This window comes from Magnetococcus sp. PR-3 (genome assembly GCF_036689865.1).
Lineage (GTDB): Bacteria > Pseudomonadota > Magnetococcia > Magnetococcales > Magnetococcaceae > Magnetococcus.
Map to the genome: position 1 here is coordinate 88,366 of NZ_JBAHUQ010000020.1, position 22,324 is coordinate 110,689.

At 50.7% G+C, this 22,324-nt stretch carries 18 protein-coding genes; 11 read left to right on the forward strand and 7 right to left on the reverse strand.

Annotated elements, in window-relative coordinates; all coding sequences use genetic code 11:
• Window positions 1-89: 89 nt before the first annotated feature.
• Genes V5T57_RS12625 through gmhB form a run of 7 tightly spaced genes read right to left on the reverse strand, consistent with a single transcriptional unit; the run spans window position 90 to window position 6,968 of the window.
• Window positions 90-860 (reverse strand): glycosyltransferase family 2 protein, encoded by a 771-nt coding sequence (locus tag V5T57_RS12625; protein ID WP_332891582.1) that lies wholly within the window; start codon window positions 858-860, stop codon window positions 90-92.
• A complete protein-coding gene (gene waaC / locus V5T57_RS12630) occupies window positions 850-1,929 on the reverse strand; it encodes a lipopolysaccharide heptosyltransferase I (protein WP_332891583.1) in 1,080 nt (359 codons plus the stop codon). The genes V5T57_RS12625 and waaC overlap by 11 nt, the downstream gene beginning before the upstream one ends.
• Window positions 1,926-2,903 (reverse strand): lysophospholipid acyltransferase family protein, encoded by a 978-nt coding sequence (locus tag V5T57_RS12635; protein WP_332891584.1) that lies wholly within the window; start codon window positions 2,901-2,903, stop codon window positions 1,926-1,928. The genes waaC and V5T57_RS12635 overlap by 4 nt, the downstream gene beginning before the upstream one ends.
• The gene (gene waaF, locus V5T57_RS12640) at window positions 2,893-3,954 is read right to left on the reverse strand and encodes a lipopolysaccharide heptosyltransferase II (protein ID WP_332891585.1); all 1,062 of its coding nucleotides are present in this window, start codon (window positions 3,952-3,954) and stop codon (window positions 2,893-2,895) included. Before waaF ends, V5T57_RS12635 begins: the two co-directional genes overlap by 11 nt.
• Window positions 3,951-4,907 carry an ADP-glyceromanno-heptose 6-epimerase gene (gene rfaD / locus V5T57_RS12645; protein ID WP_332891586.1) on the reverse strand — a complete coding sequence of 319 codons (957 nt, stop codon included), beginning with the start codon at window positions 4,905-4,907 and terminating at the stop codon, window positions 3,951-3,953. Before rfaD ends, waaF begins: the two co-directional genes overlap by 4 nt.
• Before the next feature lie 15 nt (window positions 4,908-4,922).
• Window positions 4,923-6,407: a D-glycero-beta-D-manno-heptose-7-phosphate kinase gene (rfaE1, locus tag V5T57_RS12650; protein WP_332891587.1), complete on the reverse strand. Its 1,485-nt coding sequence runs from the start codon at window positions 6,405-6,407 to the stop codon at window positions 4,923-4,925.
• Between the two features lie 6 nt (window positions 6,408-6,413).
• Window positions 6,414-6,968, reverse strand: a complete 555-nt coding sequence (gmhB, locus tag V5T57_RS12655; RefSeq protein ID WP_332891588.1) for a D-glycero-beta-D-manno-heptose 1,7-bisphosphate 7-phosphatase — start codon at window positions 6,966-6,968, stop codon at window positions 6,414-6,416.
• A 149-nt stretch (window positions 6,969-7,117) separates the two neighbouring features.
• Here gmhB and V5T57_RS12660 point away from each other — a divergent pair, with 149 nt between their 5' ends.
• The 11 genes from V5T57_RS12660 (at window position 7,118) to V5T57_RS12710 (ending at window position 22,310) form a co-directional block, all read left to right on the forward strand.
• The gene (locus V5T57_RS12660) at window positions 7,118-7,897 is read left to right on the forward strand and encodes a DUF3108 domain-containing protein (RefSeq protein WP_332891589.1); all 780 of its coding nucleotides are present in this window, start codon (window positions 7,118-7,120) and stop codon (window positions 7,895-7,897) included.
• Window positions 7,898-8,187: 290 nt separating this feature from the next.
• Window positions 8,188-9,831 carry a CTP synthase gene (pyrG, locus tag V5T57_RS12665; RefSeq protein WP_332891590.1) on the forward strand — a complete coding sequence of 548 codons (1,644 nt, stop codon included), beginning with the start codon at window positions 8,188-8,190 and terminating at the stop codon, window positions 9,829-9,831.
• Between the two features lie 3 nt (window positions 9,832-9,834).
• On the forward strand, window positions 9,835-10,665 hold the full coding sequence (gene kdsA / locus V5T57_RS12670) for a 3-deoxy-8-phosphooctulonate synthase (protein WP_332891591.1): 831 nt from the start codon (window positions 9,835-9,837) through the stop codon (window positions 10,663-10,665).
• Between the two features lie 28 nt (window positions 10,666-10,693).
• Entirely contained in the window at window positions 10,694-11,791 is a 1,098-nt protein-coding gene (gcvT, locus tag V5T57_RS12675; RefSeq protein ID WP_332891592.1) for a glycine cleavage system aminomethyltransferase GcvT, read from the forward strand.
• Window positions 11,792-11,826: 35 nt separating this feature from the next.
• Complete coding sequence (gene gcvPA, locus V5T57_RS12680; RefSeq protein WP_332891593.1) at window positions 11,827-13,212, forward strand: aminomethyl-transferring glycine dehydrogenase subunit GcvPA; 1,386 nt, start codon at window positions 11,827-11,829, stop codon at window positions 13,210-13,212.
• Window positions 13,209-14,684 (forward strand): aminomethyl-transferring glycine dehydrogenase subunit GcvPB, encoded by a 1,476-nt coding sequence (gcvPB, locus tag V5T57_RS12685; RefSeq protein ID WP_332891594.1) that lies wholly within the window; start codon window positions 13,209-13,211, stop codon window positions 14,682-14,684. The genes gcvPA and gcvPB overlap by 4 nt, the downstream gene beginning before the upstream one ends.
• A gap of 125 nt (window positions 14,685-14,809) precedes the next feature.
• Complete coding sequence (gene eno / locus V5T57_RS12690; protein WP_332891595.1) at window positions 14,810-16,099, forward strand: phosphopyruvate hydratase; 1,290 nt, start codon at window positions 14,810-14,812, stop codon at window positions 16,097-16,099.
• A 499-nt stretch (window positions 16,100-16,598) separates the two neighbouring features.
• Window positions 16,599-17,108, forward strand: a complete 510-nt coding sequence (locus V5T57_RS12695; RefSeq protein ID WP_332891596.1) for a MerR family transcriptional regulator — start codon at window positions 16,599-16,601, stop codon at window positions 17,106-17,108.
• 568 nt (window positions 17,109-17,676) lie between these two features.
• On the forward strand, window positions 17,677-18,729 hold the full coding sequence (gene sppA / locus V5T57_RS12700; protein ID WP_332891597.1) for a signal peptide peptidase SppA: 1,053 nt from the start codon (window positions 17,677-17,679) through the stop codon (window positions 18,727-18,729).
• A 234-nt stretch (window positions 18,730-18,963) separates the two neighbouring features.
• The gene (acnB, locus tag V5T57_RS12705) at window positions 18,964-21,516 is read left to right on the forward strand and encodes a bifunctional aconitate hydratase 2/2-methylisocitrate dehydratase (protein ID WP_332891598.1); all 2,553 of its coding nucleotides are present in this window, start codon (window positions 18,964-18,966) and stop codon (window positions 21,514-21,516) included.
• A 209-nt stretch (window positions 21,517-21,725) separates the two neighbouring features.
• On the forward strand, window positions 21,726-22,310 hold the full coding sequence (locus tag V5T57_RS12710) for a VOC family protein (protein WP_332891599.1): 585 nt from the start codon (window positions 21,726-21,728) through the stop codon (window positions 22,308-22,310).
• The last annotated feature ends 14 nt before the right edge of the window (window positions 22,311-22,324 follow it).

Sequence of the window (22,324 nt, forward strand, 5' to 3'; positions counted from 1 at the left end):
AAGAATCCTAGAAAAAATGGATGTTAACTCTGTCATTAGCCATAAAAACATCTATGAAGTGAGGATTTTAAAACGTGTATAATGTGAATTTAAGACGTATCAATCTCTTGCTGCTGTCTGGCGTAGGTTTTGGCATATTTCATAAAGCTATTAAAACAACCCACAGTAATATGGACCAACCCTGGTAGACCATCCTGAAAGCCGCGTCTGATCAGATAGAACTTAATGAATCGGAACAGAGGGCTGAGATAAATTTTATGTGCTGCGATCGGTTTGCCTTGGGCAAGCTGTTGGGCTTGGAGCGTTGTATAGCGATTCTGTTTGCTTAAATAGCTTTCCAAGCTCTCTTCAGAGTGGTGCAGGATATCCCCTTTGAGCCTTCCGACTTGGCCTTCTGTCTGTACATGTTCATGAACAGGGTCTTGGCTCCAGTGGGCTTGATCTTTGTGGAACAGTCGTAGGTTGGGGTCTGGGTACCCTTCTCCATGACGTAACCAGCGACCCATAAAGCGGTTGCAGCGGGGCATGTCATAGGCATGTAGGGGCGGCGGCAGCGAAGAAAAAAGCTGATCAATGCTGGTGTGTAGCTCGGTCGATATGCGCTCGTCAGCATCCAGGCATAGAACCCAATCTTGCGTGGCCTGTTGTGTTGCAAACTGTTTTTGAGCGCCAAACCCTAACCACTCTTGGTGAATGACCCGTGCGCCATAAGCTTCAGCCAATGCCTGTGTGCCATCTGTTGAACCGGAGTCAACCACCACGATCTCTGAGCATGAGGCTAAAGAGTGTAAGCAAGGTTCCAGTTGATGAGCCGCATTTAAGGTAATAATTACCCCACTAATCGGCCATTTATGCGTCATGGTTCGCCTCCATGGCCTGGGTTATGGCTTGTACAACCGCTTGGGGGGGAAGTGTTTCAAAACAGGGGGGAGGGTTGATCCCCTGTTGTTCAGCCGGTAGTGGACAAACACGTTTCATGCAGGGGGCACAGGTGCGTTTGGATCGTAAAAGTACCCCATCTTGCCCTGCTACTCCAGAGTAGTCAGGGTTTGTGGCGCCATAAAGAGTGACATGGGGGGTGTTCAAAGCCGCTGCCAGATGACCAAAACCTGAGTCCAAGCCGATCACTGCCGTCGCATCTGCAATGAGTGCCGCAACTTGCTGCATATCCATTTTGGGTAAAACACGACACCATTTTTCGGCTGCGGCAATACGTAGAGCGCGCTGTTTCTCTTCTGCACTACCCCAGGGAAGCAAAATAGGCATTTTATGCATCTGTCCAAGCTGTTTAGCTAGGTCCAACCAATAAGGTTCAGGCCAAGCCTTACTGGTCCAGCCGGCACCATGGAGAAAAATCAGATAGGGTGTTTCCTGTTTATCACCAGAGATAAGCCACCAAGCGGGTCTATCGGGTAGCCGATCACGGACAATCCCAAAGTCAGCAGCGCTCGTAGGCAGGCTATAGCCCAGAGTTAAGGCCATGAGCTGTCTGAGTTGAGTGATGACATGGTCTGGCTTAGTAACCGGGTGGGGCTGATGGTAAAGGTGGCAGGCTAAAGGTTCACGTGCCCAACTTTTAGAAGGACCGTGAAGGGGAGTGGCTGGGGCACATAAGCGGGCTGTTAAGGCCGATTTCATTAACCCTTGGGCATCCAAAACCGTGTCATAGGGGGTGTGTCGGACCTGTTTGATAAACGCACCGATCTCACGGCGGTGATCACGACGTAAAAGGGCTTTTTTCCAGCGTCTTAACCCAATGACATGGCAATGATTAACCCCAGGGTGCCAGCTTGGAATCGCTTGAAAGGCCTCCTCAACCACCCAGTCCAACTGTAGGTTGGGTATGGCATTTACCGCATCAGTCACGGCTGGTAAAGCATGAATCAGATCCCCCATAGAGGAGAATTTGACCAGCAAAAGGCGGCTCATCGAATGAGCTCCATCACCTGTTCAGTCGGTTCTAAAAAGGGGGTGGTGCGTTCCTTGAGAATCTCTTGAACAGGGGTGCTGCGGCTCCAAACGCGGCCATCGGGGCGGGCCCGCCAACGACCATGTAGCCAGTTGTATTGTTCCGCATGGTCCAGTAAGAAGGGCTCTAGTTGCTTGTATAGCCGGAGCATCAGCTCGCTGTCGCTCTCGTTCTTATCCGCAAATAGAGGGGGTTGAACACAAAGCTTGGCTTTGCCTGGTGCCGTGCGAATACACACCATTGGAACAATAGGTGCGCCATATTTACGCGCCATTTTCACTGTGCCAGGGTGAGATTGAGCCGGTAAACCGAGAAAAGGCGCTGTAATGCCGTGATGTAATGTGTTGATATCCACCATAAGGCCAATCATACGCTTTTCTTTAAGTGACTGAAGGATCGCCCGTGGCTGGTCTCTACGAACCAAATGAAGCTGATGCTTAATCCGAATTTGTCTAAAAATAGCTTCTACTTTTGGATTGTTAGCATGGCGATAGACCACGGTTAAGGGAATACCTTGTTGGGTAATCTCTACCATGGCAGGTTCCCAAGAGCCCAGGTGGAGGCTGCAGGCCAAAGCACCGCGCCCCATCGCCATGGCCTCATGCAAATGGGTGGGGTCCGTCTGCTCAAAGGTAATGTCAGCTGCACGGAATCCTTCAACATGGCTGACGAAAATATTTTCAAACACCAGCTGTACCAAGCGTTGACGCTGGGGGGCCGTTAAGTTGGGGCCGTAGACCAGTTGTAGGTTGGTGTCTGCCCAGTGATGGTTGTTTTTAAGGAGGGGCATAGCCCAGCGTGCCAGGTGGCGGGTGCGGGCTAAGGCTTGTTCAATGGGGCCGTGTTGGAGCAGGGTTAATAGCGCTTTGAGTAGGAACCACTCGCCCTGGTGGCGGAGTATACGCGTTCGGCTGTGTCGTTGCTTATGCGCCATGATCCATCTTGCCCAGTTGGTTGTGCCACACTGCCAAAACCTGTTGGGGTGTGATCTCTAACAGGCAGTTTAGATGACCTTCTGGGCACTCTCTCTTAAAACAAGGGGAGCAGGGCATGCCGAGCCACAATGTATCCGCTTGGTCAGACAGAGGAGGGGTGTGGCCAGGATCTGAAGAGCCGAATAGTGCAATGACATGGCTATCCACAGCTGTTGCAACATGCATTAAACCACTATCATTGGTGATAACCGTCTTGGCCACAGAGAGCAGGTCCACCGCTTCATTAAGGCTGGTTTTACCGGCCAGGGACAAGAGAGGGCCTGTTATCTCGGCTTGATTAAGGATCTCTTCACATATGGGGGCATCTTTTTGGGAGCCAAGCAGCATGACGCCATGCCCTTCTTTGAGAATCGCGCTTGCAGTTTGAGCAAAGTGGCTTGCTGGCCACTGCTTGGCTGGGCCATATTCTGCACCTGGGCAGAGGGCTACCCATGATTGTGTTTGGGCGTCTTCATCCAAAAAACGGTTGAGTACCGCATATCCGGCCTGATGATCATAGCTCAGTTCCAGGTTGGGTAGAGGAGGGGGCGTGAATGGCTGATCGGCTGGGGTTGCCAGGGCCATAAAGCGGTCCACCGTTCTTGGTAGGTGGGCTTTGGTTAAGCGACGAATATCATTAAGCAGGCCATAGCGGACCTCCCCTAAAAAACCTGTTCGTACAGGAATATCAGCGGCATAAGGTACTAGAGCCGCTTTCCAGGCTCGGGGTAAAATAATCGCTTGGCCGTAACTGCGGTCTCGTAGATCAATGCCAATACGCCAGCGTGTGCGTGGGGCAAAGGCGCCATGACCCAGAGGCATTTCAATCGCATCCCGCACATGGGGTAGGCGGCGTACAATGGGCAGGGTCCAAGCTGGGGCCAAAAGATCAATGGCCCGGTTTGGAAACTGCTGCGCCACATGGCAGGTCATGGCGCTTACCATGACCATGTCCCCCACCCAAGCGGGTGCAATGATCAATAAGGGTTCGTCTGTATTAACTTCGCTCACGCTTTTTCCTGGAGATGGTTCATATAGTGAGCAACCCCCTCTTCCAGCTCTGTAAAGGCATGGGTATAGCCGGTCTCTGCACGGAAGCGGGTCATATCTGCTTGTGTAAAGTTCTGGTATTTATCCTTTAAGCCTTCTGGCATGGGGAAGTAACTGATGCTGCCTTTGCCGAGGCTATCGATCACTGATTGTGCCACGGCATTAAAGCTACGGCTCTTACCGGTCCCTAAATTAAATACCCCTTTAATGGGCGTTTTGCTCTGGGCCAAATGCAAGTTGACCCGGGCGACATCTTCTACATAGATGAAGTCACGGGACTGCTCACCATTACCATAGCCATTGGTTCCTTCAAACAGGCGGGCTTCACCGTCGGCCAGGACTTTATTACGGAGCTGAAAAGCTTGGGAGGCCATTTTGCCTTTATGCCCTTCACGGGGGCCGTAGACATTAAAATAGCGCAGGCCAACAACCGTGGTATCAATTTCAGCCATGTTGCGTAACACATAGCGGTCGAAGAGTAGTTTGGAGTATCCGTAAACATTGAGTGGGCGTTCATTTTCTGGCGATTCAATAAAGATCTCACTATCGCCATAAGTGGCCGCGCTGGAGGCGTAGATGAACGGCACCTTCCACTCAACAGCTCGATGCAGCAGAACTTTGGAGTAGGTGAAGTTGTTATCCATCATATACTGGCCATTATACTCCATGGTGTCGGAGCAAGCCCCTTGATGGAAGATGGCCTGAATGGGCAGATTGGCAAACAGGTCATTTTCCAGATGTTCCCGGAACTCCCGTTTATCCATAAAGTCGGCAATTTCCAGATCGCGGATATTGAGGAACTTATCCGCTTTTTCCAGGTTATCTACCACCAGAATCTCGCTAATGCCTTGGGCATTAAGCTGGGCCACAATATTGGCCCCGATAAAACCGGCTCCACCTGTTACGATATACATGGCCTAAATGCCTCTCTATTTCTGCGCGGAGATGCGCTGCACAATACCCGTGGTGCTTTTACCCTGCACCAGCTTAACCAGGGAGACGCAGCCTCCCCAGCTTTTAACCAGATCACCACCCACCACTTGATCTTCCCGATAATCCGCACCTTTGGCCAGAATATCAGGACGCAGCTGTTCAATAAGCTCCAGTGGGGTATCCTGATCAAACAGTACCACCAAATCCACAGCAGCCAAAGCGGCCAGCACCCTGGCGCGATCCTGCTCTTGAATCAATGGTCGTTCAGGTCCTTTTAGTCGGCTTACAGAAGCATCTGTATTCAGGCCTAAAACCAGCCGTTGTCCCAGGCGCCGGGCATGTTCTATATACGATACATGCCCTGCGTGCAAAAGATCAAAGCAGCCATTGGTAAAGACAACCTGCTCCCCCTGTTCATGCCAGTGGGCAATCTTCTGCTTGGCATGTTGCCAGTCACAGATTTTATCGGATTGCTCATAGGCTTCTTCAGTGACCAGTGCTTCGCGCAGTTCGGAGAGATTAATGGGGGCTGTACCTACTTTTCCCACCACCACACCGGCTGCCAAATTGGCCAAGTGGAGAGCATCCAACCGGCTTAAACCCACCGCTAAGCCTGCTCCAAGAGTTGCAATGACGGTATCACCAGCGCCAGAGACATCATACACCTCTTGGGCCATGGCTGGGATACGTCGGGCTTGTTCCGCACCATCCACAAGCGCAATGCCTTGCTCAGACAACGTGACGGTAAGGAAGGCCACGTCTAAGGATTGCCGTAAGGATTCGCCAGCATCCAGTAAGGTATTAAGATCAGCCCCATCCACACTCGTGACGGCGGTTAACTCACTGCGGTTGGGTGAGAGCGCTGTTGCATGGCGGTAACGGGCGTAGTCCCGACCTTTGGGGTCAACCAGTACAGGAATACCTAAATTACGGGCCCTGACGATTAAGGTTTGGCAAAGCTCAAAAGAGAGAACCCCTTTGGCATAGTCCGAGAGAATGATGACATCGGGTCGGTCATCTCCCTCCAGCAGGGGCATAATACAGCTGGAGAGTTGCTGGGTGGCTTCTGTCGGGTCGGGTAAGGGGGACTCCCTATCCAGGCGCAACATCTGTTGGTGACCGCCGACGACTCGGGTTTTGGTAATGGTTGGCCAGTTTTCAAGGGGCAAAATACCATGGGTACCAATGCCGCTCTCTTGCAGGGCGTGGGTTAGAACCTTCCCATCGGCATCCTGCCCAGTAAAGCCAGCTACCGTGGTGCGGAGCCCCAGTTTAGCCAGGTTGCTGGCCACGTTGGCTGCCCCCCCGCAACGGTGGCTCTCCCGCTGCATATGGACCACAGGTACAGGGGCTTCAGGTGAAATACGGCTGACATTCCCCCAGAGATAGCGGTCCAACATCAGATCACCCACCACCAGGGCGTGCTTGTTTTCAAAAGCCGCCTCGACGGCGTTCAGCACATTGCTACGGTTTTCAAACATGCTGGACTATTCCTTATGGGTGGTGTTCAGCTTTTGGTCAAGGTAAGCCTTTACAAAAGCGGATAAATCCTCAAAACAGGGTAGGTCTGGTCGCTTAAGGACCGACTCCTGACCGTGGCCTGTCTGCACAAGTGCGCAGGGTTGCCCTGCAGCTTCTGCAGCTTGCATATCTGTTATAGAGTCGCCCACCATCCAAGTTTCAGCCGGGTTGAATTGCATGTTCTCTTGGGCTTGTTGCAGCATCCCTGGTTTGGGTTTGCGGCAGTTGCAGGCTTCATGCTTATCATGGGGGCAATGGTACAGTTCGTCAATATGAGCGCTGTGTTCGGCCAGTAGGTGATGCAAGCGCTGATGAATGTTATCCAGGCCTTTGGCGGTAAGCATGCCACGTCCAACACAGCGTTGGTTGGTAATAACCACAACCTTGATGTGGGCACGATTTAAGGCCGCAATGGCTTCGCCCGAGCCAGGAAGAAGCTTTAGTTGCTCAGGCTCCAGCACATAGTATAGATTTTCATCACTGTTGATCACGCCATCACGATCCAGACAGATGGTGTGCATACAGAGCTCCTATCATAGTGGGATTTAGACCTTGTTAGTATGCACAAGCTCTGCAAAACTTATTAGGTCTTACATGTGCTGTTTCTTTACCATGCTCATGGCTTAAAGACAATGCTTTCTCCTTGTTTTCTCTAACGTGGTTTCCCTATATGACTGTTCGTTTATACCGTGTATCTCTGTGGGTTGGGTTGTTGTGCCTGTTGGTCAGTGCTCCGGCCAAGGCTGAGCCGCGCCTGGGGGCCGCTATGGGCGAGTGGCTACAGTATAATATCCACTGGACGGGTATGCCGGGGGGGCGATCGACGCTCTCTTTGACGGAACAGGGGAAGGGGTACCAAATAGATGTCGGTCTGCAATCCATTGGTATGGTGGATTTTTTCTATGCGGTGAATGATTTCGTTCAAGTTAAAGGGCGGTTGCGTGGCCGCCATTTTCTGGCTGATAGCTACCTGAAAAAACAGGATGAAGGTGGACGCAAACGCACCACATTGGTGACCTTTGAACGGGCCAAACATCAAGCAACACAAAAGAGAAACCGAGAGAAACCTAAAACCATAAAAAAATTGGCACAGGGGGTGACGGATCCTCTATCCGCTTTTTATACTTTCCGGACCATTCCCCAGTTAAAGGTGGGGGCGCACCATCTTATCCCTGTTTTGGATAGTAAAAAAAGTTATCAAGCGCGTATTGATGTGATCAAAAAGGTTAAGTTGAACACGCCGCTTGGGTGGTTTGATACCGTGTTGGTGCACACACATTTAAAAAGCTCAGATATTTTTCGCCAAAAAGCGCCCATTAAAATTTGGTTTACCGATGACCAGCGACGCCTGCCAGTACGGGTAGAAACCAGTATTCCTATCGGCTTTGTGGCTGCGGATCTGGTGGCTTACCGTGATGGTATGGGTGGGCAGCAGCAGATGGATGATTGATGGGCATAAGTTGTTTTATGGTGATCTTGCTGCGACTTTTTGTATATTTTTCGAATGAGAATAGCTGTAGTTTTCTAGATGCTTTCTGTTGTCCCAAGAACAGGATGGCGTAATACCGTAAAAATATGTTCTGATGGTCAAGCAAAGCTTTGGGTTGGGCTGGGGAATCATGTATGATGCCGCGGTTCTTTCCTTAAGTTCGAGGTTTCCTTCCTCGTTTATTCCAGAATTTTGTGACGGTTTAATCCGTAAGGATTAGATGGTCAATAAGGCGTGACGGCTGAATCAACATGGCAAAATATGTCTTTATCACTGGTGGTGTGGTTTCATCTTTAGGCAAGGGTTTGGCTGCGGCCTCCCTGGCGGCGCTGTTACAAGCGCGGGGCTATCGGGTGACCATGCAAAAGCTGGATCCATATATCAATGTGGATCCCGGTACCATGAGCCCTTTTCAACACGGTGAAGTGTTCGTGACCGATGATGGTGCCGAAACCGATCTGGATTTGGGGCACTATGAGCGGTTTTTGGGTTTGCCGATGGGAAAAGCCAATAACTGGACAACCGGCCGCATCTATCAACATGTGATCAAGCGTGAGCGCCGTGGGGATTACTTGGGGGCAACGGTTCAGGTGATCCCACACATTACCGATGCCATTAAAAATGCCGTGCGTAGTGTGGGCAACGATGTAGATATTGCCCTGATTGAAGTGGGTGGTACGGTGGGTGATATTGAATCACTCCCTTTTCTGGAGGCCATTCGTCAGCTGCGTAATGACCTGGGTAAGCAGGAGACCATGTTTGTGCATCTGACCCTGCTGCCCTACATTCCCACCTCAGGGGAGTTGAAGACCAAACCCACGCAGCACTCTGTTAAAGAGCTGCTTGCCATTGGTATTCAGCCTGACATATTGGTCTGTCGCTCAGACCGTGAAATTCCTGAAACCGAAAAACGTAAAATCGCCCAGTTCTGCAACGTGGACCAGCAGCACGTCATTTCCTGTGTGGATCAGGACACCATTTATAAGGTGCCTTTTGCACTCTACCGTGAAGGTTTTGCCCGTAAGGTGCTTGATCACCTGGGTATGGCTGTGCGGGAGCCGGATCTGAGTGCCTGGGAATCGGTATTGGAGTCTGTGGTTAACCCCGCCCATAAAACCACCATTGCCATTATTGGTAAATATGTTGAGCTGAAAGATGCTTACATGTCCTTGGCGGAGGCGCTTTCCCATGGTGGAATTGCCAATAACTCCAAGGTTTCGATCCGCTGGGTCGATGCCGAAGAGGTCAAGGAAGAAGATCCTGAGTCTATGCTCAGTGGGGTTGATGGTATTTTGGTTCCGGGTGGCTTCGGGGAGCGTGGCACCAGTGGTAAGCTGGCGGCGATCCGTTATGCCCGTGAAAATTTGATTCCCTATTTTGGTATCTGCTTAGGTATGCAGATGGCCGTGGTGGAGTTTGCCCGAAATGTGGCAAACCTTGACGGTGCCCACTCCAGCGAGTTGGATGAAGAGACGGCATATCCTGTGATCGGCTTGATGACAGAGTGGAGTGATGGCGAGAGCGTCCAAAAACGCGAGAAGGATAGCGACAAAGGTGGCACCATGCGACTCGGGGTATACCCCTGTGTGCTGAAGCCTGACTCTTTGGCTGCATGGATCTATCCTCAGTCCGAAATTATGGAACGTCACCGTCACCGTTATGAGTTCAATACCCGTTATCGTGAGCCGTTGGAAGAGGCCGGATTGGTCTTTTCTGGCACCAGCCCGGATAATGAGCTGATGGAGGTGGTGGAGATCCCTGATCACCCCTTCTTTATTGCCTGTCAGTACCACCCTGAGTTTATGTCCCGCCCACGGGAGCCCCACCCACTCTTTACAGCATTTGTGCGGGCTGCGTTGGAGCATCGGAAGTTGCGGAAGGGTAAGGAGTCTTAAGTCATGACAGCTCGTACGGTACACGTCGGTTCCCGCGCTTTTAGCAATACGCGCCCCATGACCCTTATTGCGGGCCCTTGTGTAATTGAAGGGCTAGATTTTGCGCTACGGACGGCCGAAGCTCTAAAGCAGATTTGTGAAGAGGTTGGGATCGACCTGGTCTATAAATCTTCTTTTGATAAAGCCAACCGTACCTCGGTGACCAGTTATCGTGGACCCGGGCTGGAAGAGGGCTTAAAGATCCTTCAGCAGGTGCAACGAGAGGTTGATGTTCCGGTTATTACCGATGTTCATGAGCCTGCACAGTGCCAGGCTGTTGCTGACGTTGCCGATATGCTGCAAACTCCCGCTTTTTTATGTCGCCAGACCGACTTTATCCAAGCGGCTGCCCGTCCGGGTAAACCGGTGAATATCAAAAAAGGTCAGTTTCTGGCCCCTGGCGATATGGCGCAGGTTGCCGCCAAAGCAGCTGATACCGGTAATGAGAATATTCTTCTGTGTGAACGCGGCTTTAGTTTTGGCTATCAAAATCTTGTTGTTGATATGCGGAGCCTCTCCATCATGGCTGAGACAGGCCATCCTGTCATCTTTGATGCCACCCACTCCGTACAACAACCTGGTGCCCTTGGCGGCTCCTCAGGGGGCGATCGTCGTTTTGTGACAGATCTGGCCCGTGCCGCCGTAGCTGTTGGTGTTGCAGGGGTCTTTATGGAAGTTCATCCTGACCCTGACCATGCCCCCTGTGATGGCCCTAATATGGTTCCGATGGATCAACTTTCACCACTGCTTCGTCAGTTGAAAGCTATCGATCAGGTTCGCAAAGAGGTTGTCTAACCTCTTTTTTCCTTTTTAGGAGCGTAACATGTCTCATCAAACAACCCTCTATGCGCGTCACGTGGCCGCTGGGGCCAAAATGGTTGATTTCGCAGGCTGGAGCATGCCTGTTAACTATGGTTCCCAGGTACAAGAGCACCATCTCGTCCGTACGGCTGTGGGCATGTTTGATGTCTGCCATATGGGGCATGTCTTGATCCAGGGTGAGCAAGCAACAGCCTATTTGCAGTTTCTGTTAGCCAATGATGTCACCAAACTCAAGCAGTCGGGGCAGGCCATCTATACTGCCATGCTGAATAGCTCTGGTGGCGTGATTGATGATCTGATTGTCTACCGTGATAGCCCGACGCAGTACCATATTGTGGTCAATGCGGCTAATCGGCAGGGTGATCTACGCTGGATGCAGGACCGTGTAATCGACTTTGAGGGGGTCACTGTCTCACTGGATGAAACCCTGGGTATGATCGCGGTTCAAGGTCCTGAGGCCGCTGCAAAGGTTGCACAGGTTTTTGAGGATGACGCGGTTAAAGGGCTTAAACCTTTTAACTCGATCTCCCAGCAAAATGGGCGCATTGCCCGTACGGGTTATACCGGAGAAGATGGTTTTGAGTTGATCTTTGATCAGCAGACCATTGGTATCTTGTGGGACAAGCTGGTTGCACTGGGTGTTGCCCCCATTGGCTTGGGTGCACGCGATACCTTACGCCTGGAGGCTGGTCTCAATCTTTACGGCTCAGATATGGATCATAAAATTGATCCCCTTGCTTGTGGTATGGCTTGGACCATCGCCTGGGATCCAACCACGCGTATGTTCTTGGGCAGAGATTATTTGGAGCTGTTGCGGGAATCTGGTGGTTCTCCACAGCAACGGGTGGGTTTGATCCTGGAGAATAAAGGGGTCTTAAGAGCGGGACAGCCGGTTCTTTACCGCGGTCGCCCCAGTGGTCACATCACCAGTGGAACCTGGTCGCCAACCTTGGAAAAAGGGATTGCCATGGCACGCCTGGATGCAGCTATTGAGATCGGCCAGACGGTGGATGTGGTGATCCGCAATCGTAGTATGCCAGCCCGTGTCGTGGGGCTGCCCTTTGTACGTCGTGGTCAAGCGGTTTACAAAGAGTCCTAAACCTAGCTTTTAACCCCTAGATGAGGTGCCCACTCGTGCCCTTCATTCCCCATACAAAAGATGATGTACGGCTTATGCTGGATGCCATTGGTGTTCAGGATATTGAGGATCTGTTTGATGAAATTCCAACAGAGCTCAATACACGCCCGTTACTGGAGAGTGTGCCTAAACCTCAAAGTGAAGCGGCAACTCTGCGCCTGCAGAGCGCCCGTGCACGTGAAGGGGATGGGCGGTTGAACTTTATTGGTGCTGGTGCGTATGAGCATCATATTCCCGCAGCGGTATGGGAGCTGGTTACCCGCGGTGAGTTTTACTCGGCCTACACCCCATACCAACCGGAAGCGAGTCAGGGCATCCTGCAGACCATCTATGAATTTCAAACCATGATGGCAGGTTTGACGGGTATGGATGTCTCAAACGCCTCACTATACGACGGGGCAACCGCGTTGGCAGAAGCGGTCTTAATGGCGGTTCGTGCCAACCCTGGTAAGCGTGGAGCCTCTCCTCGGGTGATCTTGCCAGCGACCATTCATCCTGCCTATCGTGAAGTGGTGCAGACCATGGTCAAGCACCAGGGTATTGAGCTGGTGCAGCCCACCTTCTGTGCCACAAAGGGCGGTATTTCAAAAAATGCCCTGAATCTCTATGAAGATGAGTTCTTCAATGTTCTGGTCATTCCGCAGCCCAACTTTTTTGGTCAGCTCGAAGAGGTGGATTTTCTAACTGACTGGGCCCATAAACGAGGGGCTCTGGTCATTGGTGTGGTCAACCCGGTTGCTATGGCCTTGCTCAAACCACCGGGTCAATGGGGTGAAAAAGGGGCTGATATCGCCTGTGGTGAAGGTCAACCTTTGGGGGTGCCACTCTCCTTTGGTGGCCCCTATTTTGGTTTTTTGACCTGCCGTAAAAAACTCTCGAGACAGATGCCTGGACGCATTGTTGGGCGTACGGTGGATGTTGAAGGTAAAGAGGGGTTTGTTTTAACCCTGCAGGCGCGGGAGCAACATATTCGACGGGCCAAAGCGACCTCAAATATCTGCACCAATCAGGGCTTGCTCTCCATCGCGGCTACCATTCATATGGCTATGATGGGGCCTGAGGGCTTGCGGAATGTCGCGCTGGCCAGTCATCGACGGACCCAACAGCTGTGGCAACGTCTGGAGCCTTTGGAGGGGGTGGAGAGGCTCTTTAGTGGACCTTTCTTCCATGAAATAGCGATCAAACTCTCCAAGCCGGCTGAGGAGGTTCTAAGCTGCCTTTCAGGGGTGAACTTAGCGGGTGGGTATGCGGTTGGCCGTCGTTATCCGGGGATGGAGGATGTGCTGTTGGTCTGCTGTACTGAGACCAAAGAGCGGGCTGACCTAGACCACTTTGCCGATGCCTTGGGGCTGATCATGAGTGAGCAGGGGAGTGCCGCATGAGTGTTATTTTTGAAAGCAGTGCACCTGGCCGGATTAATCCTCAGCATGCTCCGCAGCTCTCTGAGGGGGAAGCCTCGGCTGCTCTGGCAGATCTGCCAGCCGAGTTGTTGCGCGAGACCCCCACAAATCTACCAGAAGTTTCTGAGCTGGAGGTGGTGCGGCACTATACTAACCTTTCACAAAAGAACTTTGGTATCGACACACACTTCTACCCTCTGGGTTCCTGTACGATGAAGTACAACCCAAGGGCGGCCAATAAAGTGGCCATGTTGCCAGGTTTTTTAGGGCGTCATCCTCTGGATGATCCCCAGTATGCTACGGGTTTGCTACATTCCCTGTATGAGCTGCAAGAGATGTTGCGTGAAATTACAGGTATGGCGGCCATGTCTTTGGCTCCCATGGCTGGGGCACAAGGTGAGTTTGCCGGCGTTGCCATGATGCGGGCTTACCATGAGTCCCGGGGGGATGAGGCCCGTAAGGAGATTCTGGTTCCCGATGCCTCACACGGTACCAACCCTGCGACGGCTACCATGTGTGGGTATGTGACCCGTGAAGTGCCCACCAATGCCGAAGGGGATGTGGACATTGAAGCCCTAAAAGGGATGGTGGGTCCACAAACCGCTGGGTTAATGTTGACCAACCCCTCAACCCTAGGGGTGTTTGAACGTTCGGTTGGTGTAATCGCCCGCATTGTGCACGATGCAGGGGGCCTGCTTTACTATGATGGTGCCAATTTAAATGCCATTGCAGGTCGTGTCCGACCTGGTGAAATGGGGTTTGATGCCATCCATATCAATGTGCATAAAACCTTTGCGACCCCTCATGGTGGGGGGGGTCCTGGGGCTGGCCCGGTTGGTGTGAGTGCTCGACTAAAACCTTTTCTCCCCACCCCGCGTATTGTCAAACAGGGGGCCAAGTATGCGTTGTTGGAGTCAGATAATTGCCCAGACTCTATCGGCCGTATGGGCACGTTTGGTGGGAATATTGGGGTGTTGTTACGGGCCCACGCCTACCTGTATATGATTGGTCGGGAAGGGGTGCGACGTTTGGGCGACTACGCCACCTTAAATGCCAACTATCTGATGGCCAAATTGAAGGCAGCAGGGTTTAAACCCGCCTATGATGGGCGCCGAGCCACCCATGAGTTTATTATTACGCTTAAAGAGGAAGCCGATGCCTACAGTTTAACGGCTTTAAATATGGCGAAGCGTTTGCTCGATTATGGTTTTTACGCCCCAACCATCTATTTTCCACTGATGGTGCCCGAATGTCTGCTTATTGAACCGACTGAGACGGAGAGCCACGAAGAGTTGGACCGTTTTGTAGAAGCGATGGTGGCCATACGCAAAGAAGCGCAGGAAAGTCCCGATCTTGTCAAAAACGCACCTTATAATACCCCCGTTCGTCGGTTGGATGAGACCCGAGCGGCGCGTAAACCTGATCTCATTTGGACAGGCCCCCAAGAACTTTAATGGGGTGAGGGCTTTTTTTCTATTGAATGGTCCTGAGAACCTGTTTAGAACACTGAGCAGTATTTGATGTTGTGTTAATCAACCAGCCAACCACTAATCCGCTTACCCGGAGACGGAGTACGAAGATGAGCAGTATCGTAGAGATCCACGGTCGTGAAGTCATCGATTCCCGAGGCAACCCCACTGTTGAAGTGGACGTATACACAGAAGATGGTGGTTTTGGCCGTGCCGCTGTGCCATCAGGGGCCTCCACAGGTTCTCGTGAAGCTGTGGAATTACGCGATGGTGATAAAAGCCGCTACCTGGGTAAAGGTGTGCTGAAAGCTGTAGAGGCGGTAAATACCGTTTTGGCTGAGGCCATTCTGGGTATGGAAGTTGCCGATCAAAAAGGTATTGATACTGCGATGATCGCAGTAGATGGTACTGAGAATAAGAGCAAGCTTGGTGCAAATGCCATTTTGGGTGTCTCTATGGCGGTAGCCAAAGCGGCTGCGGATGAGTGTGATCTGCCACTTTACCGTTATCTGGGAGGGACCAATACATCCCTGTTACCTCTACCGATGATGAACATCATCAATGGTGGCGCCCATGCTGACAACAATGTGGATATTCAGGAATTCATGGTCATGCCCGTTTCGGCCAGCTCCTGTACCGAAGCCATCCGTATGGGGGCTGAGATCTTTCATAGCCTGAAAAAAGTGCTTAAGGGTAAAGGCTTGAACACCGCTGTGGGTGATGAGGGTGGTTTTGCCCCTGACTTGGGTTCCAATGAAGAAGCTTTGAAAGTCATTATGGAAGCCATTGAGGCTGCAGGTTTCAAGGCGGGTGAAGATATTCAACTGGCTTTGGATTGTGCCTCTTCTGAGTTCTACAATAAAGAGACTGGTAACTACGATCTGACCGGTGAAGGTCGTGTTTTAACTAAAGAGCAGCTGGTGAGCTTCTACGAAGAGCTGGTCTCCAAGTACCCCATTATCTCCATTGAAGATGGATTTGATGAGAGTGACTGGGACGGTTGGAAGTTGATGACCGATGCACTGGGTAGCAAGATTCAGTTGGTTGGTGATGACCTGTTTGTAACCAACTCAAAAATCTTGGCAGAGGGCATTGAGAAGAGTATTGGTAACTCCATTCTGGTTAAGGTTAACCAAATTGGTACCCTAACTGAGACCTTTGAAGCTGTTGAGATGGCTCAGCGTGCTGGTTATACCGCTGTGATCTCTCATCGTTCCGGTGAAACCGAAGATGCCACCATTGCGGATATCTCGGTTGCGCTCAATGCTGGTCAGATCAAAACAGGCTCTATGAGCCGTTCAGACCGTATTGCCAAATACAATCAGCTGATCCGTATTGAGGAAGAGCTGGGTGATATGGCCCGTTTTGAAGGGATGAAAGTGTTCTACAACCTACGCTAATGTGGGTAGTGGAAATTAAAAAGCAGGGTATTACCCGGCTAAGAAATGAAAAAAGGGTCCCTATTGGGACCCTTTTTTTGTGTAAAACTGGTTGTCATTGGAAAAGGTGTTACAAAAAAAGTTTGTTACAGTTCTGTTGATGGATGGCATAGATGGTGTGTATGAAGAATCGTAACCTGTTGGTATCAATATGTCTTAAAACAGATTTACTGAACTTTCTGCAAAACTAAGCAAAGCTTTAAAATATAGGCACCTTCTAATAATGAAGAGAATGTTAAAATTTATATTGAAGCGGCAAATTGATATTGTTACGGTGAACTATAAATTGTTTTACAAATTTTACAATTGAAGTACCTAAAGAAACAAAACGTCCGTGTTGGCTCTTGTTCGTTGGGGGAAGCCAGTAGGTCGTTTTGACTCAATGTCTGTTGGGGAATAGATCTTGGGGTTAGGGCGTCAGCCCGTCACCAGTGTAGAAAGGGTTGGAGGGAAAATTATCATGCTAAATCACTATACCACTGCTGTAGATTCGACGGATGAGCGTATTCCACCGGATCAGATGGTAAAAATTGGGGTGGTGGCTAAACGGTTGGGGGTTTCCATCCGTACCATCCATATGTATGAGCGCGAAGGGCTTTTTATTGCCTATAAAAATAATGCAGGGACACGTTATTTTACGGAGCGGGATGTTGAATGGTTAATTGAAATTCGCAAGCTTATTAAATCCGGTATCAGTATTGCGGGGATCCGCCGGTTGATGTCGCTGATCCCTTGTTGGGAGAGCAAAAAATGCTCGTTCCATAACAAGCATAACTGTCCGGTGATTGAAGACAATCAACTGCCATGCTGGGCCAACAAAGATAATCTTTGTGATCACTCGGGGCAGGAGTGCCGTGATTGTGAAGTGTATGAAATGCGTTTCTGCATCAGTAAACTTAAAAATTATATCGATATCCGCTTTAAAGAGGACTCCGCAGCAGAGCTGATCAAGGGTGGTCTTCCACAGTAGGGGCTATGAGTGTGGATAGAAAAAAGCACGTGAGCCTTCAAGGTTCGCGTGCTTTTTTTTTGTCGCTACAGGTCGGGCTCCATACAACTTAATTGATGTAGGGGTTGAGTTTGGTAGGGATGATATGCGGGGTTGGTGTGCATTAAATATGGGGAAAAGCTGTGTGGGAAGACGGTTTCCCTTAAGCTACTCTAGGCTCTTTAGGTCCCTTATTTGATGGCATATGAATGGTGCGTCAGTAATAAAGAAGGTGCTGAAGCGCCAGCTGGGTGGGTGAGTGTGGGTCTGGCTGTTTCAGAAGGCCGGTACATTAAATAATTTTTTAAATGCATCATAAAAAAGAAGATGATCGAAAAAAAGCCTGTAAAGGCAAAGAGTAGTGACAGGGAAGGGTAAGGGCAACCGTGGGGGCGGATGGTTCTTCCTTGGAAAATAGTAGATTAACAGCATATTCTAATGATTTAGGATTCATGATGAAATGGCTTAAAGCCGTTTTCTGTCTATCTCAAACCGTGTACACTGCATGCGGTTTGGCTCATTCCACCATAAACAAAATGTATGGGTGATTATGTCTGATTGGCATGAACCATCGCTAGAAGATAAAGCGGAACCTCCAAAGCCCGCTGTTTCAGAATCTGAAACACAGCTGCGACGTGTGTTGAGTGCGATGGAGGAGAGTCGCTTTGCTGAACGGACTATGCTGGAGAGCTTGGTCAAAGAGGGCATGACAGAGCAGAAAAAGCAGAGACGAGGGAAAAACCTCTTTCGGCTTTTTATTGCGCTATACCTAATCGCGACCATGGTTCTGCTGAATGCAGATGGGTTTGAAGAGAGTAGCGCATCGTTAGGGGATGAACCTCATGTGGCAGTGGTTACCCTGGCTGGGGCGATCATGCCAGAGTCAGAGGTCGATGCTGAAACCGTGATGAAAACCCTGCGGGAAGCCTTTGAGGATAAAAATACCAAGGCTGTCATTCTTCGCATCAACAGCCCAGGTGGTAGCCCTGTGCAGGCTGGTATGATCTTTGATGAGATCAAACGGCTTCGTGCCAAGTATAAAGAGATTAAACTCTATGCTGCTCTGGAGGATCTGTGTGCCTCGGGTGGTTACTATGTGGCAGCAGCTGCCGATGAGATTTATGCCGATAAAGCGACCCTTGTCGGGTCTATCGGGGTCATCATGAAAGGCTTTGGCCTGGAAAAGTTGGCTGAGAATGTTGGCTTGGAAAATCGAACATTGACAGCCGGTAGCCATAAGGCCTTTTTGGACCCCCTAGCACCGGTGGATGATCAAGAGAAAGCCCACGCCCAAGGGCTGCTTAACCAAATTCATAAGCAGTTTATTCAGGTGGTTAAGAAAGGGCGAGGTGATCGCTTAAAAGCTGATGATCAGGCGCTGTTCAACGGTTTGATCTGGACGGGTGAGGAGGCTCTGGAGCTTGGCTTGGTTGATGGGTTAGGCTCTGTAGAGTGGCTAGCTAGAGAGAAAATTAAGATTACGGATCTTATGGAGTTTGAGCGGGATCAAGATTGGTCCGACCGTTTTTTTAAGGAGCTCTCTAGCGGTACAGCCAGCATGTTGATGCAGGTGCAACAACGTGCCCCCTATATGGGTATGTGAGTGAAAAAAGACCGTTGAAAGTGCACCGAGGGGTCTTGTGAAAAGGAAGAAAAGCATCCTTTTTACCAACGGAGACTTTACTTCCGGGCTCAAGTTGCCTATATAACTTGCTACCGGAGCGAAATCCCCACCATTTATCCCAGTGATGGATTTAGGGTGGGGCAAAACGGGCTACACCCTGTAGCCCAAAGCCAGTGTCCGGCGCGTAAGGGCGCGCCACAATGGAGGTTTTCAATGCTTGAAGCTTATCGCCAACATGTCGCCGAACGTGAAGCTGAAGGGGTGCCCCCGCTTCCCTTGAACGCCCAGCAGACCGCGGATCTGGTGGAACTGCTTAAAAATCCCCCCGCAGGTGAGGCAGACACACTGCTGGACTTGATCAAAAATCAAGTACCACCAGGTGTGGATGACGCCTCCAAGGTGAAGGCAGAATTTTTGGGTGAGGTGGCCAAAGGAACTGTGGCCTGCTCCCTAATCGACCGTGCTGAGGCAACAAAACTACTTGGTACCATGGTGGGTGGCTATAATGTTCAGTCCCTCATCGATTTACTGGATGATGCAGAAATGGCTGCTGGTGCTGTTGATGCGCTTTCTGCAACACTGCTGGTCTATGATGCCTTTGCTGAAGTGGCTGAAAAATCAAAGAGTAATGCCAGTGCAAAACAGGTCATGGAAAACTGGGCCAACGCCACTTGGTTTACCAGCCGTCCTGAGATGCCAGAAGAGGTAACGGTTACGGTCTTTAAGGTTGAGGGCGAGACCAACACTGACGATCTCTCCCCTGCCTCTGAAGCTTGGAGTCGTCCTGACATTCCCGTGCACGCCAAAGCTATGTTGGTTAACCGCATGGAAGGTGGCCTTGAGCAGCTGATTGAGCTTAAAGGCAAGGGACACCCTGTAGCGTATGTTGGTGATGTGGTCGGTACGGGTTCTTCCCGTAAATCGGCAGCCAACTCTGTAATTTGGCACACAGGTAACGACATTCCTTACGTACCCGGTAAGCGTACCGGTGGTGTGGTAATCGGTGGAACCATTGCCCCAATCTTCTTCAATACGGCTGAAGATTCAGGCATGTTACCCATTCAGTGTGATGTAACGGCACTGAATACGGGTGATGTGGTTACCATCAATACCAAATCTGGTGAAATCACCCGTGATGGTGCGGTTGTTACCTCCTTTGATCTTAAGCCCAACACACTGGCTGACGAAGTACGTGCCGGTGGCCGTGTGAACCTGATTATTGGTCGTAAGTTGACCACTCAGGCTCGCGAAGCCCTGGGTCTGGGTGAGATTGACCTATTCACCGATCCTGTGCAGCCCGAAGATACGGGTAAGGGCTTTACCCTGGCACAGAAAATGGTGGGTAAGGCTGTGGGTAAAACCGGTGTTCGCCCTGGCGAGTACTGTGAACCTAAGATGACCACGGTTGGTTCTCAGGATACCACTGGTCCGATGACCCGTGATGAGATCAAAGAGCTGGCTTGCCTGAAGTACTCTGCTGACTTCACGGTTCAATCCTTCTGCCACACGGCGGCTTATCCCAAGTCAGTCGATATCACCACACACAACACGCTGGGTCAGTTCTTTGAAGACCGTGATGGTGTTGCGCTGCGTGTGGGTGATGGTGTGATCCACAGCTGGCTGAACCGCTTCTGCATGCCTGATACCGTCGGTACGGGTGGTGATAGCCACACCCGTTTCCCCATCGGTATCTCTTTCCCTGCAGGGTCTGGTTTGGTGGCTTTTGCCGCAGCCACAGGTTCTATGCCTTTGGTGATGCCTGAATCTGTTCTGGTGCGCTTTAAAGGTGACCTGCAGCCTGGTATTACCCTGCGTGATGTCGTGAACGTCATCCCCTGGGCTGCGATCCAGAACGGTATGTTGACGGTTGAGAAAAAGGGTAAGAAGAACGTCTATGCTGGCCGTGTTCTGGAAATTGAAGGTCTGCCTAATCTCAAAGTAGAGCAAGCTTTTGAGTTGGCGGATGCTTCGGCCGAGCGTTCCGCAGCTGCTTGTACCGTTCATCTGGACAAAGAGCCTGTTATTGAATACATGAGCTCCAACGTCACCTTGATGAAGAACATGCTTAACCGTGGTTACGGTCATGCGGACACCATCCAAGCACGTGTGGATGCCATGGAAGCTTGGTTGGCCAATCCTGAACTGCTCCAGCCCGATGCCGATGCCGAGTATGCAGAGATCATCGAAATTGATCTTTCTGAGATCAAAGAGCCTATCGTCTGCTGCCCCAACGATCCAGACGATGTAAAGCTGCTCAGCGAAGTTGCTGGTAACCCCATTGATGAGATCTTCTTGGGTTCCTGCATGACCAACATCGGTCACTTCCGTGCAGCGGCTAAGGTGCTGGATGGTCAGCCCCAGGTACCTGGTCGTATGTGGGTTGCTCCACCGACCCGTATGGATGAGCAGCAGCTGATTGAAGAGGGTGTTTACAGCATCTTTGGTAAAGCTGGTGCCCGTATGGAAATGCCGGGTTGTTCCCTGTGCATGGGTAACCAAGCTCGGGTACGGGATAATGCGGTTGTCTTCTCAACCTCTACCCGTAACTTTGATAACCGACTGGGTAAGGGTGCCCAAGTTTACCTGGGTAGCGCAGAGCTGGCAGCGGTGACGGCGTTGAAGGGTAAAATTCCAACACCCGCTGAGTACCTTGAGATCTCTAAGGATCGTATTGATCCTCATGCAGATGATCTCTACCGCTACCTCAACTTCCATGAAATTGAGGACTATGAGAACAATGGTGTGATCCCTATCACAGCAGCTTGATCTCACGTGGTTAGCGTGACTTGATAAAAACCCGGTAATCTTTGGTTACCGGGTTTTTTTTGCGATAGCTAAGCTGCTTATATAAAAAAATAGTGGATTGGTCCCATTTTTTAAGGCACCTTTAATTCGGAAGAAAGACCCCCTGTACAATCTGAGGCTGTTTGAGACTAAGAGCAGTCCAGGTACTGTACCTTTGTTGGAGTCAAAAAATGGGTATCTATGAGTATACCGGTGTCCACCATGTGGCGTTTGCCACACCTGACATCGATGCAACTGTTCGTTTCTGGCGGGACCTGTTAGGCATGCGTTTGGTTTATGCCTATGGTCGGCCAGGTTATCGGCAGTACTTTTTTGAAGTCTCTGGTGATTCACGCATCTCGTTCTTTGAGTGGCCAGAGGTGGAAAAAATACCGTTACGCCGTCATGGTGACCCTGTTAACGGTGCTTTTGCTTTTGATCATATCTCCATTGGTGTGGAGAATGATAATAAGCTGTGGGATATGATGGGTCGCTTAGAAGGGGCGGAAATCCCTTGTAGTGATGTTATCGATCATGGCTATTTCCACTCCATCTATTCTTACGATCCCAATGGTATCCCCATTGAGTTTACCTGTAATGCCCCAGGATTGAATATTCTGGACCGCCCTGACTTACGGGATGAACAGCCAGAAGAGTCGATTCTCTGCCGTTCTGAGCCCGTTCCTGGGCGTTGGCCGAAGCCAGACCCTATTCCTGACGATGAACGTATTATCGTCCCGGGAGAGGGGAGTGATCATTTTCAGCTCATCACCTGAGCCGGTCACCACCT